This window comes from Acidovorax sp. T1 (assembly GCF_002176815.1).
Lineage (GTDB): Bacteria > Pseudomonadota > Gammaproteobacteria > Burkholderiales > Burkholderiaceae_C > Acidovorax.
Genome location: NZ_CP021648.1, coordinates 1 through 14,497 on the forward strand (window position 1 = coordinate 1; position 14,497 = coordinate 14,497).

A 14,497-nucleotide genomic window follows, 5' to 3' on the forward strand; every position below is an offset into this window, starting at 1 on the left:
AATAAGAATGCCCCCTGAAATGACCGAGGAATCCCATCGCAGCCCCATGGGCCAGCCCGGCGCCGATGCCGGCCAGGGCCTCTGGCAGGCCTGCGTAGAGCAGCTCGCCCAAGACCTGCCCGAGCAGCAATTCAACACCTGGATCAAGCCCCTGGTAGCGCAAGTGGCCGAAGACTTTTCCAAGGTCACGCTGCTGGTGGGCAACCGCTTCAAGCTCGACTGGATTCGCGCCCAGTATGCGGGCCGCATCGCCGCCCTGCTGGAAGCCATCTATGGCCAGCCCGTCACGCTGGAGTTAGCGCTTGCTCAGCGGGAAGCTGTTGCTCGCACTTACATCCGGCCTGCAGCCTCCCCAGCCGCTGCCCCTTCTGACGCGTCCACCCACAGCAGCGATGAAGCCCCGGCGGGCGCCTTTCGCACCCGGCTCAATCCGGCCCTGACCTTCGAAACCCTGGTGGAAGGCACGGCCAACCGCATGGCGCGCTCGGCCGCCATGCATGTGGCGGGCATGCCGGGGCATCTGTACAACCCGTTGTTCATCTACGGCGGTGTCGGCCTGGGCAAGACCCACCTGGTGCACGCCGTGGGCAACCGCCTGCTGCAGGACAAGCCCGACGCCAAAGTTCTCTACATCCACGCCGAGCAGTTCGTGTCGGATGTGGTTAAGGCCTACCAGCGCCGCACCTTTGACGAGTTCAAGGAGCGCTACCACTCGCTCGATCTGCTGCTGATCGACGATGTGCAGTTTTTTGCCAACAAGGACCGCACGCAGGAAGAGTTCTTCAACGCGTTCGAAGCCCTGCTGGCCAAAAAGAGCCACATCGTGATGACCAGCGACACCTATCCCAAGGGACTGCCCAACATCCACGAGCGGCTGGTTTCGCGCTTTGATTCGGGCCTGACGGTGGCCATCGAGCCGCCCGAGCTCGAAATGCGCGTGGCCATCCTGATCAACAAGGCCCGCGCCGAAAGCACCGAAATGCCCGAGGAAGTGGCCTTCTTCGTGGCCAAGAACGTGCGCTCCAACGTGCGCGAGCTCGAAGGCGCGCTGCGCAAGATCCTGGCCTATTCGCGCTTCAACCAGAAAGAAATCTCCATCCAGCTGGCCCGCGAGGCGCTGCGCGATCTGCTGTCCATCCAGAACCGGCAGATTTCTGTGGAAAACATCCAGAAAACGGTGGCCGACTATTACAAGATCAAGGTCGCCGACATGTACAGCAAGAAGCGCCCGGCCAGCATTGCCCGGCCGCGCCAGATTGCCATGTACCTGGCCAAGGAGCTGACGCAAAAGAGTCTTCCGGAAATCGGCGAATTGTTTGGCGGCCGCGACCACACCACGGTGCTGCATGCGGTGCGCAAGATTTCTGGCGAGCGCCAGCAACTCACCGAACTGAACCAGCAGCTGCATGTGCTGGAGCAAACGCTCAAGGGTTGATGCAGGTGGTGCAACCCCAGCGGGGGCGCCCCGGTTAACAGGCAAAATGGCGGTTTATGCGGCAGGGAGGAGGCACGATCTGTGCTGCTGTCCACACACCGTCCCCAAAACCACAAGAGGTTGACATGATCGTTTTGAAGGCAACACAAGACAAGGTTCTCGCGGTATTGCAATCGGTCTCCGGCATCGTGGAGCGCCGGCATACCCTGCCCATCCTGGCCAATGTGCTGATCCGCAAGACGGGCAACGCCCTGCAACTGACGACCAGCGACCTCGAAATCCAGATCCGCACCACGGCCGAGCTGGGTGGCGACACCGGCGACTTCACCACCACCGTGGGCGCGCGCAAGCTCATCGACATCCTGCGCACCATGCCCGGCGACCAGACCGTGAGCCTGGAATCGGCCCAGTCCAAGCTCATCTTGAAGGGCGGCAAGAGCCGCTTCACGCTGCAGACGCTGCCCGCCGAAGACTTTCCGCTAGTGCAGGAATCGGCGGCGTTTGGCCCCGTGTTCAGCGTGCCGCAAAAGACGCTGAAGGACCTGCTCAGCCAGGTCTCGTTTGCCATGGCGGTGCAGGACATTCGCTATTACCTCAACGGCATTCTGTTCGTCGCCGAAGGCAAGCAACTGAGCTTGGTGGCCACCGACGGCCACCGCCTGGCCTTTGCCAGCGCCACGCTGGATGTGGAAGTGCCCAAACAAGAAGTGATTTTGCCGCGCAAGACGGTGATCGAGCTGCAGCGCCTGCTGTCGGATGCGGGCGGCGACAACCAGCCCCACATCGAAATGCAGTTTGCCAACAACCAGGCCAAGTTCACCTTTGGTGGCATGGAGTTCGTCACCAAGCTGGTCGAAGGCAAGTTCCCCGACTACAACCGCGTAATTCCGCGCAACCACACCAACAGCGTGACCCTGGGCCGCGCGCCGCTGCTGGCCAGCCTGCAGCGCACCGCCATCATGACCAGCGACAAGTTCAAGGGCGTGCGCCTGAACCTGGAGCCCGGCACCCTGCGCGTGGCCAGCAACAACGCCGAGCAGGAAGAGGCCGTGGACGAGCTCGACATCGACTACGGCGGCGACTCCATCGAAATCGGCTTCAACGTCACCTACCTCATCGACGCCCTGGCCAACATGGACCAGGACATGGTGAAGGTGGAGCTGTCGGACGGCAACAGCTCGGCGCTGATGACCATCCCCGACAACGCCCACTTCAAGTACGTCGTCATGCCCATGCGCATCTGACGCACCATTACCACAAAACACTATTGTTTTGATAGCTGTTAGCGCTTATTGGATAAGCGCTAGAGCCCGTTTTTATCATTGAACACATTGGAAACCGCCGGTTTCCACGGATCCCAAGGCCCACCATGACCGCTGACAACACGCAACCCGAGCCCACCGAAAACGGCTCCACCGGCAATGGTGAGCCCGTTGTGCAAAAGATCGACACCAACCAGGCCGGCGCCAGCGAAAGCTACGGCGAAGGCGCCATCACCATCCTGGAAGGGCTGGAGGCCGTGCGCAAGCGCCCCGGCATGTACATCGGCGACACGAGCGACGGCACGGGGCTGCACCACCTGGTGTTCGAGGTGGTGGACAACTCCATCGACGAAGCGCTGGCCGGCCACTGCGACGACATCGTGGTCACCATCCACTCCGACAACTCGATTTCCGTCACCGACAACGGCCGCGGCATTCCCACCGGCGTGAAGATGGACGACAAGCACGAGCCCAAGCGCTCGGCGGCTGAAATCGCGCTGACCGAGCTGCACGCCGGCGGCAAGTTCAACCAGAACAGCTACAAGGTCTCGGGCGGCCTGCACGGCGTGGGCGTGAGCTGCGTGAACGCGCTCTCCAAAAAACTGCGCCTCACAGTACGCCGCGAAGGCAAGGTGCATGTGCTGGACTTCAGCCAGGGCTTTGTGCAAAACCGCATCATCAACCAGGTGGACGGCGTCGACGTCTCGCCCATGAAGGTCATCGGCGACACCGAAAAGCGCGGCACCGAAGTGCACTTTTTGCCCGACACCGAAATCTTCAAGGAAAACAGCGATTTCCATTATGAAATCCTGGCCAAGCGCCTGCGCGAGCTGAGTTTTCTGAACAACGGCGTGCGCATTCGCCTGAAAGACGAACGCAGCGGCAAGGAAGACGACTTTTCGGGCGCCGGCGGCGTGCGCGGCTTTGTCGAGTTCATCAACAAGGGCAAGACCGTTCTGCACCCCACCTCGTTCTACGCGGCGGGCGAGCGCCCGGCCGAAACCTATGGCGGCATCCCCGGCACGCACATCGGCGTGGAAGTGGCCATGCAGTGGAACAGCGGCTACACCGAGCAGGTGCTGTGCTTCACCAACAACATCCCGCAGCGCGACGGCGGCACCCACCTGACCGGCCTGCGCGCCGCGATGACACGCGTCATCAACAAATACATCGAAGAAAACGAGTTCGCCAAGAAGGCCAAGGTTGAAGTGAGCGGCGACGACATGCGCGAAGGGCTCTGTTGCGTGCTGAGCGTGAAGGTGCCCGAGCCCAAGTTCAGCAGCCAGACCAAGGACAAGCTCGTCAGCAGCGAAGTGCGCGCGCCCGTGGAAGACATCGTGGGCAAGCTGCTCACCGACTATCTGCAGGAGCGCCCGGCCGACGCCAAGATCATCTGCGGCAAGATCGTGGAAGCCGCCCGCGCCCGCGAGGCCGCCCGCAAGGCGCGCGAAATGACGCGCCGCAAGGGCGTGCTCGACGGCATGGGCCTGCCCGGCAAGCTGGCCGACTGCCAGGAAAAAGACCCGGCGCTGTGCGAGATCTACATCGTCGAGGGCGACTCCGCCGGCGGCTCTGCCAAGCAGGGCCGCGACCGCAAGTTCCAGGCCATCCTGCCGCTGCGCGGCAAGATCCTGAACGTGGAAAAAGCGCGCTACGAAAAGCTGCTGACCAGCAATGAAATCCTGACGCTGATCACCGCCCTGGGCACCGGCATCGGCAAGGCCGGCGGCAGCACCGGCAACGACGATTTCGACGTCGCCAAGCTGCGCTACCACCGCATCATCATCATGACCGACGCCGACGTGGACGGCGCCCACATCCGCACCCTGCTGCTGACCTTCTTCTACCGCCAGATGCCCGAGCTGGTCGAGCGCGGCCACATCTACATCGCCCAGCCACCGCTGTACAAAGTGAAGGCCGGCAAGGAAGAGTTGTACCTGAAGGACGCACCCGCGCTCGACGGCTTTTTGCTGCGCATTGCCCTGAACCATGCCAGCGTGTTCACCGGCAGCGCCGGCGAGCAGACCCTGAGCGGCGACACCCTGGGCGAACTGGCGCGCAAGCACCAGATCGCCGAGAGCGTCATCGCCCGTCTGGGCAACTTCATGGACGCGGAAGCCCTGCGCGCGATTGCCGACGGCGTCTCGCTCCAGCTCGACACCGTGGCCGAAGCCGAAGCCAGCGCCGTGCAGCTCCAGGCCAAGCTGCGCGAACTCAACACCACCGGCGCCCCCGCCGAAGTGGCCGGCGAATTTGACGCCCGCACCGACAAGCCCCTGCTGCGCATCAGCCGCCGCCACCACGGCAACATCAAGAGCAGCGTCATCACGCAAGACTTCGTGCAGGGCGCCGACTACGCCGCCCTGGCCGAAGCCGCCGAAACCTTCCGCGGCCTGCTGGGCGAAGGCGCCAAAGTGATGCGCGGTGAAGGCGACAAGCGCAAGGAAGAAAAAGTGGGCGACTTCCGCCAGGCCATGAAGTGGCTCATCAGCGAAGCCGAACGCTCCACCAGCCGCCAGCGCTACAAAGGCCTGGGCGAAATGAACCCCGAGCAGCTGTGGGAAACCACCATGGACCCCACCGTGCGCCGCCTGCTGCGCGTGCAGATCGACGACGCGATCGAGGCAGATCGCGTGTTCACGATGCTGATGGGCGATGAGGTGGAGCCGCGGCGGGATTTCATTGAAACGAATGCGCTGCGGGCGGGGAATATTGACGTCTGATCTTGTTGTCAAACGATAGAGAACATGCAAACTTTGCCAAGTTAGTGCAAAAGTACTGCCAGAGAAAAGAAAAAGGCGCTCAAATTGAGCGCCTTTTTCTTTGGATAAGTATGTGTGGGCCGGGTATCTTCGGGAACCTCAACAGATCAACCGCTGGTGTATCTCAGACAGGCGACGCACCAGCTTACTTGAACGAATGGGTGGCTGGAAGGTTTTGTAAACCTTTCGTAGGTGAGTTTCTGCGGAGCCTTTGTTCATTTATTATTCACGTTCATTCGAAATGAACACGATGTACAAATGAACAACAGCGGTATTCTCACTAAGGCGATTGAGGCCACCAGCCCCCCTTTGAACTGGGAGGTTCTTGAAGAAGAGGCTCCTTCATCACCGGGCGATGCGGATGCCATCCTTGCACTGCGCCTTAAGGAAGGCCCAGCTCACCGGTTCGCGGTGGAAGTAAAAACCGTTGTGCGTATTGAAACCCTGAGAGCACAGGTAACCCGTAGTTCAGCAATCTCTCGTCACCCGAGTTGGCTTGTTGTTGTTCCCTACATGTCGAAGAAAAATTCCGCACTTTGCCGGGAGGCCGGGTTGAACTTCATAGACACCGCAGGAAACGCCTTCATCGACGTTCCCGGTTGCTACGTCTTCATCACTGGCAAGCAACGGCTTGAACAAGAGCCCGTTGGATCTGGCCATGAGGTCATGGGGTCTGCAAGCGCCTTACGGGTCATCTTCACTTTGCTGACTGAACCCGGCATGCCGGAAAGCCCGCTACGCGACATCGCCACAAAGGCGGGGGTCTCACTTGGCTCCGCAGCAAAGGCTATGGAAGGCCTTCGACGCCTGGGCCACTTGAGCCCCGGTGACACCCAAAGCCGCAGACTTCTCGCCGTTGACACCCTGCGAACGGAGTGGGCCCGCAATTACCCCATCGCACTGCGCAACAAGCTCAAGCCTCAGCGGTACGCACCGCAGAATGGACGGTGGTGGAAGGACGCCAAGCTGCAGCCGGAAGAGGCGGCTTGGGGGGGCGAGGTGGGCGCCGCCCTCAAGACCTCCTATCTCCAGCCCGAGCTGGCCACCATCTATTGCTGGAAGGACCGAGGAGGGCTGTTGATGCAGCATCGCCTGCGGCCCGAACCCAACGGCACCGTTGAAATCCTCGATGCCTTCTGGACGCCTCCCAGTTCTAGCGCTGAGCCCATCGCACCGTTGTTGCTGATCTACGCAGACCTCATGACCAGCCTGGATGGCCGCAATCGCGAGGTGGCAAGCCTGCTGAGAAAGGAGATCTTCGATGCTGAAACGGCTTCCTGACCGCGACATAGATCCTGCCCTGCGCGCGATCCTGGAAGAGGCGCGCACCGCCACCGAAGCTCTGGACATCCCGTTCTTTGTGGGCGGCGCCATGGCTCGGGACATTACCTTGACCCACGTCTTCGGGCAGGAGGTGAAACGCGCAACACGCGACGTGGACCTCGGGCTCTACCTTGACAACTGGGACCGCTTTCAACACCTGAAGAATGCGCTGGTTGACACGGGCTTGTTCCACGCGGTGGATGGCAAGCCCCACCGGCTGCACTATGGATCTCCAAAAGGTATCCCTCTGGATCTGATCCCGTTTGGCCGTATAGAGCACCCTGCGGGCGAGATTGCGTGGCCTCCAGGCAATGACGTAGTGCTCAACGTGGCCGGGTTCGAGGACGCGTTTCGCAGTGCGCTGGTGGTAGACCTTGGCGCGGGGCTAGTCATCAAGACATGCGCCCTTCCATCCTTGGCTGTGCTCAAACTCATCGCATGGCATGACCGTCGGAAATATTCCAACAAGGACGCCACCGATCTGCTGTTCATCGCACAGAACTACGCCGCCGCCGACAACATGGATCGGCTCTACGAAAGGGAGTCGAAACTGATGGAAGCCGCCGACTACAACCCTGAATTGGCAGGTGCCTACTTGCTTGGCAAGGATGCGGCTTTGCAGTCGGGAAACGACACAGCGGCTATCGCCAAAGCCATCCTTGAAAACAAGGTGCTGCAACAGGAGCTGATCGACCAAATCGTCCGCGCGAAAGCGGTATCGCACAGCCGCGAAGACGAGCAGAGGTATACCCAGTATCTGAAAGGTTTCAGCACGAGCTTCCTCAAGCAACTGGGTGAGCTCGGTCAGTAACGGGTACACGCGAATCGGCATCGCTCGTGTGATTTGCCATCGTGTATGTCCTCCCGCTCTAAAAGTGATGAATACTTGGCGGAAGCCATTGGAATACCTCCGGCGTCGCCCATGCCCACCCTCAACCAGCAGCGCACCCACAAATACATCGCAACCCGCCAGCAGCACCCGGCCTGGCTGCTGCTGGCGTCGCGGCGGGCGCCGCTGGTGCTGAGTTGCCTGGATGCGCTGTTTGAACACCAGCGCGATGGCGTGCCGTTTGATGCCGCCGTGCAGGCGCTGGCGGACATGCTGGCCGCTCATGCCAACGAAGTGGACTTCGAAATCGACAGCACCGACACCCTGAGCCAGGCCCGGCGCGAGGTGCGCGAGTGGATACGGCGCGGGCTGGTGGTAGAGCGTGAGGGGCGTGTTTTTGAGACCGATGCGCTCAAGACCGCGCTGCGTTTCATCGCGCAACTCGATGGTCGGATGATGACTTCCACCGCGTCACGCTTGGCCGTGGTGCAGCGCGAAATCGACAACCTGGCGGCCGCGCTCAACCCCGACCCGCAAAGCCGCACCGAGCATCTGCAGCGCCGCATCGCGGACCTGCAGCAGCAGCTTGATGACGTGCAGGCGGGCCGCATCGCCACGTTGACGGCGGAGCAGGCCGTGGAAGGCATTCGCGAGGTGTATGCGCTCTCGGTCAGCCTGCGGGCCGACTTTCGGCGGGTGGAGGATTCGTGGCGCGATGCCGACCGTGCGCTGCGCGAGGCCATCATCAGCGCCCGCCACCACCGGGGCGCCGTGATGGACCAGCTGCTGGACGGCCACGCCAACTTGCTGAACACGCAAGAGGGCCGCGTGTTCGACAGCTTCCACCAACAGCTGTCCAACCAAACCGAACTGACCGAGATGCGCCAACGCATCCGCCAGATCCTGGCGCACCCGGCAACAGACCATGCGCTCGATGGCCTGCAGCGCAGCACGCTGCACCTGCTGGTGCAACAGCTCATCAAGGAAGCCAAGGTGGTGCAGGCCGTGCGCGCGCGCAGCGAGCGCGAGGTCAGCCAGTTCATGAAAACCGGCCAGGCGGCCGAGAACCAGCGCGTGGGCCAGTTGCTCAACGACGTGCTGGAGCAGGCCCTGCGCATCGACTGGCAACGCCAGGCCGTGCGCCGCCAAAGCGCGCCGCTGCCGCCGCTGGGCGTGACCCTGGGCAGCGTGCCGCTGGTGGAGCGGCTGCGCGCCAAATCGCTGGACGGCGGCGAGCAGGCCGCGCTGCTGCTGACCACCGAATACGCCGACCTGGGCCAGATGGACGTCGAGTTCTGGCAGGCGTTTGAAGGGCTGGACCGCGACGCGCTGGTGCAGCGCACCTTGCAAACGCTGGCAGACCGGGGCCAACCGATGACCTTGGCCGAACTGGCCGCGGCACTGCCCCCGGGAGAGCACGACCTGGAGACCTTTGCGCTGTGGCTGGCCATGGCGCGCGAGGCGGGTATCGATCTGCAGCCGGGCGAGGAGCACATCGACACACAAGACGACAGCCAGCGCTGGCGCTTTACGGTGCCACGCGTGGCGCTGGATGGCGCGCAACTGGCGCACAGGGAGTGGGAGCTGTGATGGAGCAAGAGCCGGATATTTTTGACCGCATGGCCGCGCAGGCGGTGGACAAACAGGCTCCACAGCCACTATCAAAAGAAGAGCTGCCCGCGCTTTCTGAAAGCCCGCTAGCAGCACAAAACCCTTCAAAAACCCCGTCCAACGTGCGCCAGGCGCTACAGTTTTTGCTGGCCCATGGCTGGCTCGAATCTGCGGCCAAGCCCAAACTGTTCAGCGTGATTGCGGCGCAAACGACGCTGCTCGATGCGCTGCTGGAGCCCCTGGACTTGCGCGTGGTGGTGGACGACGTGCGCGGCCTGGCCTTCTTGGCCGTGGTGCCCGACTACGCGGGCGACGACACCGACGAAAGCGAGCAGGACGACTGGACGCACCCGCTGATGAAGCGCCAGCGGCTGACGCTGGAACAATCGCTGCTGCTGGCCATTTTGCGGCGCGAGTTTTTGCAGCGCGAGCAAGAAAGCGGCACCGGCGCGGTGGTGCGCGTTACCGTGGACAGCCTGCTGCCGCAGCTGGAAACCTACCTTGGCAGCACGGGCAGCGACATGCAAGAGCGCAAGCGCCTGGGCCAGTTGCTGGAGAACCTGCGCACGCACGGCATGGTGACGGAGGTGGATGCGCAAGACTGCATCACCATCCGCCCCATGATCGTGCGCCTGCTCAACCCCGAGAACCTGCAAACGCTGCTGCTGCGCCTGCGCGAGGTGGCCGAACAGGGCAGCGCCCATGGCAGCAAAGCCAACGCCGAGGGCACGCCATGAGCGCCGACGCCTCCTTCATCCTGCAAGAGCTGCACCTGTACAACTGGGGCGCGTTTGCGGGCCGCCACCAGGTGGCCATCGACCCGGGCAACAGCGCCATCATCGGGCCCACGGGCAGCGGCAAGACCACGCTGGTGGATGCGCTGATGACGCTGCTGTGCGCCAGCCCGCGCTACAACCTGGCCTCCACCGGCGGGCACGAAAGCGACCGCGACTTGGTGAGCTATGTGCGCGGGGCCAGCGGCCAGGGCAACGACAGCGGTGACCACATTGCGCGGCCCGGCCGCTGCGCCACCGGCGTGGCAGCACGGCTGGTGCGCGAGGGCGCGGCGGGGCAGGAATCCGTCTGGCTGGGCGCGCTGCTGTGGTTTGACGGCAGCAGCCAGTCGGCGGGCGACATGCAAAAGCGCTGGTTCTTTGCGCAGGGGCAGGGCCACAGCCTGGACCTGTGGCTGGAAGAGCAGCACAGCGGTGGTGCCAAGGCACTGACGCGGCTGGCCAAGGACAGCGACGGCTTGCAGATGTTCAGCAGCAAGGCGCCGTACCTGGCCAAGCTGCACAGTTTTTTTGAGGTCGGCCCCAACGCCTTCACGCTGCTCAACCGTGCGGCAGGCCTCAAGCAGCTCAACAGCATTGACGAGATTTTTCGCGAGCTGGTGCTGGACGACCATTCGGCCTTTGACGATGCGCAGAAGGTGGTGGATGGGTTTGCCGAGCTGGCCTCCATCCATGCCGACCTGGAGCTGGCCAACGCGCAGTGGGTGTCGCTGCTGCCCTTGCGCGATTTGGCCGCACGCGAGCAGCAGCAGGCCCAGCACCTGGCGCACTTGCAGGCGCTGCAGCAGCAACTGCCGCACTGGTTTGCAGCGCAGGGCGTGCAATGGTGGGGCCAGCGCGCGGCGCAGTTGCAGGCACAGATCGCTGCCCGCAGTGGCGAGTTGCTGGAAGCGCAAGAGCGCGTCCACACGGCGCGCAAGCATGAGCAGGATCTGCACGGCCTGTACCTGCAAGCGGGCGGTGCCAATATCAATGTGCTGCGCGAGAACATCGACCACGCACGCAAGGCCTTGGCGCGTATCCAGCACCACCTCGTGCAGTACCAGGCGCTGGCACGCAACCTGGGGCTGGGGGATAACGCAGGGGCCGGCGACCTTGCCAGCCACCAAGCCCAGGCGCAGGCTGCGATGGAAGAGATCGACGCGCGCCAGACTGCACTGCAGGCCAGCGCCGAACACGCCATCGCCCAGGCCCACAACGCCCACACCCGCCTGACCGAGACCCAGGCCGAATACGACGCTGTGCGCCAGCGCCCCGGCTCCAACCTGCCGATGGAGTTCCAGCGCTTTCGCACCGATCTGGCCGACCATCTGGGCTTGCCAGAGAGCGACTTGCCCTTTGCCGCCGAGCTGCTCGAGGTGCGCCAAGCAGAGCAGGCGTGGCGCGGCGCCATCGAGCGTGCGCTGGGCAGCCACCGCCTGCGCATCCTGGTGCCCCAGGCGGCGATGCACGCCGCGCTGCAATGGGTGAACCAGCGGCACAACAAGCTGCATGTCCGCCTGCTGGAAGTGCGCGATGCCACGCCTGCGGCGTTCCTTGCCGACGGCTTTGCACGCAAGCTCAACCTCAAGCCCGCCACACCCACAGCGCACCTGAACACGCTGCGCCAATTGCTGTCTGGCCTGGACCGCCACTGCGTGCCCGACGTGCAAACCCTGGAGCGCACACCCCACGCCATGACGGCGCAGGGGCTGATGTCCAGCCACTCCGGCCACTTTGACAAGCAGGACCAAAAGCGGCTGGACCAGGACTGGATGACAGGCTTTGACAACCGCGACCGGCTCGCGCATTTGCTACAACAAAAGGAGCTGCTCGCGATTGACTATCAAGCGCTGGAGGCCGAAAAGACCCGAATCCTTGCCACCCAGCGCCGCGCGCAGGAGCAGCGCCAACTGTGGGCGGCACTGCAAGCGCTGCAGCACGACGACCTGGACACCACTGCCGCCGATGCGCAGTTGCAGCACAAAGAGCAGCAACTGCAGGCGCTGCTCCACCCCGACTCAGACACCGCCCAAGCCCAGCAGCGCTGGGAGGCCGCACAGGCCCAGACCCGCACCGCCGATGAACAGCTGCGCCACCTGCAAACAGCGCAGACGCAAGACGAGACCTTGCAGGCTGCTGCACAGACGAAGCACAGCGCTTACCAGGCACGCAGCGCTGACGCGCCAGTGATCGCCGCCGACTTTGCTGCACAGCTGACCAGTACCGGCCACCGCCTGCCCCCGCTCGATGGCGACAACCTCGAAGCCCAGGAGCGCGACGCAGGCAATGCCGTGCAAGCCAAAACCACCGAGGCCAGCAAGAAGCTCAACACCCTGCACACCGACATCGTGCGCCAGATGGGCAAAGCCAAGGCCGAAGACCGGGGCGCGCTGGCCGACCACGGGCAAGAGGTGGATGCGCTGCCCCACTACCTGCAGCGCCTGCAGGTGCTGGAGGAAGAAGCCCTGCCGCACAAGCGCCAGCGGTTTCAGGAATACCTCAACAACACCTCGCAGCAGGGCGTGGACACCTTGCTCAATGGCATTGCCGCGCAGGTGGCAGACATTGAAGAGCGCATTGCCCAGCTCAACGCCACATTGCGGCGCGTGGATTTTCAGCCCGGCCGCTACCTGCAACTGGAGCCCCGCGCCGTCGTGCACCAGAGCCTGCAAGAGCTCAACCGCGCCCAGGCCCAGCTGCGCACCGAAAGCCTGCGCGACGATGGCGGCCAAAGCCACTACCGCGCGCTGCGCGCCATCGTGGAGATGCTGCAAACCCACGCCACCAACCGCCGCAGCAAGGCCGCGCAGGCGCTGCTGGACGCCCGCTACCGCCTGCAGTTTGCCGTGCTGGTGCTGGAGCGGGGCAGCGGCCAGATGCTGGAGCGGCGCACCGGCTCGCAAGGCGGCAGTGGGGGCGAGAAAGAAATCATCGCCAGCTACGTGCTCACCGCATCACTGAGTTACGCGCTGTGCCCCGACGGCGCCAGCCGCCCCGTGTTCGGCACCATCGTGCTGGACGAAGCGTTCTCCAAAAGCTCGCAGGCCGTGGCCGCGCGCATCATCCAGGCGCTGCGTGAGTTTGGCTTGCACGCGCTGTTCGTCACGCCCAACAAGGAAGTGCGCCTGCTGCGCAACCACACGCGCAGCGCCGTGGTGGTGCACCGGCGGGGTGCGCAGGCCACGCTGGCATCGTTGCGCTGGGAGGAGATTGATGCATTCAGAAAAGCACCCCCTGAGTCGCCTGCGGCGCCCGTTTCAACGGTGACGGGCGATGCGCTGGACGATGCATCACCGGCATGAAATCACCCCAAACCCTGGCGGCCAAGCTGGCCCAGCAATGGCACAGCGCCGATTGGCGCGAGCGCCAGCTTCTGGGCGGTGGCGCCGCGTGGCCGCTGACCCTTTCCATCGGCCAACCCGACTCCTCTGTCTTCATCGGTGACGCCGCCGCGCTGCGCAGCCATCTGCAACAGTGGCGCGCGGTGGAGCAGCACGGCCTGGGCAGCGTGGGCAACGTGCAGTGGCAAGAGCGTCGCTACCGTGGCAGCAGCGACGCCATCGCCGTGCCCACGCACTGGCAGCTGGCCAAGCCCTCGCAGTGCGTGGCGGCCATCGGCCACTTCAAGGTGCCGGGGCATGCACAGGTCCACAAGGACTATGCCCGGCTCAGCACGCTCATCGCGGCGGTGGAGCGCAGCGGCTTTCAGCGCCTGCTGGTGCGCCGCCTGGTGCAGTGGCGCGACACACCGACCGAAGCCGTCATCACCGCCGCACGCATGGCGCTGCAACTGGAGCCCGGCTGCGCCCAGGGCAAGCCCCTGCGTGCATTGGCCGTGCAGGGCAACGACAGCAAATTCTTCGAGCGCCACGCCAGCCTGCTCACCGCCTTGCTGGACGAGCGCTTTGACGGCGAGGCCAGCCGCCAAGGGCTGCTCGGCTTTTTGGGCGCGCTGCCGGAGGATGACCACTGGCTGCTCATCACCCCACTGGCCCCCGGCCTGCTGCCTTTTGCACGCCAGCGCGTGCGCGCCAGCGAGCTGCTGACCACACCGCTGCCCGCCCGCCGCATCCTGCTGGTAGAAAACGAACGCAGCCTGCACCAACTGCCCCAGCCCCTGGCGGGCACCATCGCCGTGCTGGGCGCGGGGCTCAACCTGGGGTGGCTTGCAACGCCATGGCTGCAAGAGCGCCAAGTGGCCTACTGGGGCGACCTGGACACCTGGGGCCTGCACATGCTCGCCATCGCGCGTGGCCATGTGCCGCACCTGCGGGCACTGCTGATGGACCGCGCCACCTTCAACGCCCACCAGCCACTGGCCGTGGCCGAGCCGGTGCACGCGCCCGCATCCGCCTGCGGCCCGTTGGGGCCCGATGAAGCTGGGCTGGACGGACACCTGCGCGCGCAGGAAAAAGGGCGGCTGGAGCAGGAGTTCTTGCCCACAGACACCGTGCACCGCGCCGTGCGCGCCTGGGCGGCTGGAGATTAGGCACAATCCC

The 14,497-nt window shown here is 64.0% G+C and carries 9 protein-coding genes; all 9 read left to right on the forward strand.

Translation table 11 applies throughout. The annotated features are described in order from the left end of the window. Positions 1 to 19 precede the first annotated feature (19 nt). On the forward strand, positions 20 to 1,435 hold the full coding sequence (dnaA, locus tag CCX87_RS00005; RefSeq protein ID WP_087742879.1) for a chromosomal replication initiator protein DnaA: 1,416 nt from the start codon (positions 20 to 22) through the stop codon (positions 1,433 to 1,435). A 125-nt stretch (positions 1,436 to 1,560) separates the two neighbouring features. Then, complete coding sequence (gene dnaN, locus CCX87_RS00010; protein ID WP_087742880.1) at positions 1,561 to 2,679, forward strand: DNA polymerase III subunit beta; 1,119 nt, start codon at positions 1,561 to 1,563, stop codon at positions 2,677 to 2,679. A 125-nt stretch (positions 2,680 to 2,804) separates the two neighbouring features. Continuing rightward, positions 2,805 to 5,420: a DNA topoisomerase (ATP-hydrolyzing) subunit B gene (gene gyrB, locus CCX87_RS00015; RefSeq protein ID WP_087742881.1), complete on the forward strand. Its 2,616-nt coding sequence runs from the start codon at positions 2,805 to 2,807 to the stop codon at positions 5,418 to 5,420. 297 nt (positions 5,421 to 5,717) lie between these two features. Next, the gene (locus CCX87_RS00020) at positions 5,718 to 6,740 is read left to right on the forward strand and encodes a type IV toxin-antitoxin system AbiEi family antitoxin (RefSeq protein ID WP_087742882.1); all 1,023 of its coding nucleotides are present in this window, start codon (positions 5,718 to 5,720) and stop codon (positions 6,738 to 6,740) included. Continuing rightward, complete coding sequence (locus CCX87_RS00025) at positions 6,721 to 7,593, forward strand: nucleotidyl transferase AbiEii/AbiGii toxin family protein (protein WP_087742883.1); 873 nt, start codon at positions 6,721 to 6,723, stop codon at positions 7,591 to 7,593. Before CCX87_RS00020 ends, CCX87_RS00025 begins: the two co-directional genes overlap by 20 nt. Positions 7,594 to 7,704: 111 nt before the next feature. Continuing rightward, positions 7,705 to 9,201, forward strand: a complete 1,497-nt coding sequence (locus CCX87_RS00030; RefSeq protein ID WP_087742884.1) for a DUF3375 domain-containing protein — start codon at positions 7,705 to 7,707, stop codon at positions 9,199 to 9,201. Beyond that, positions 9,201 to 9,959: a DUF4194 domain-containing protein gene (locus tag CCX87_RS00035; RefSeq protein ID WP_198948150.1), complete on the forward strand. Its 759-nt coding sequence runs from the start codon at positions 9,201 to 9,203 to the stop codon at positions 9,957 to 9,959. Before CCX87_RS00030 ends, CCX87_RS00035 begins: the two co-directional genes overlap by 1 nt. Next, on the forward strand, positions 9,956 to 13,300 hold the full coding sequence (locus tag CCX87_RS00040; RefSeq protein WP_087742885.1) for an ATP-binding protein: 3,345 nt from the start codon (positions 9,956 to 9,958) through the stop codon (positions 13,298 to 13,300). The genes CCX87_RS00035 and CCX87_RS00040 overlap by 4 nt, the downstream gene beginning before the upstream one ends. Then, entirely contained in the window at positions 13,297 to 14,487 is a 1,191-nt protein-coding gene (locus CCX87_RS00045; protein WP_087742886.1) for a Wadjet anti-phage system protein JetD domain-containing protein, read from the forward strand. The genes CCX87_RS00040 and CCX87_RS00045 overlap by 4 nt, the downstream gene beginning before the upstream one ends. The last annotated feature ends 10 nt before the right edge of the window (positions 14,488 to 14,497 follow it).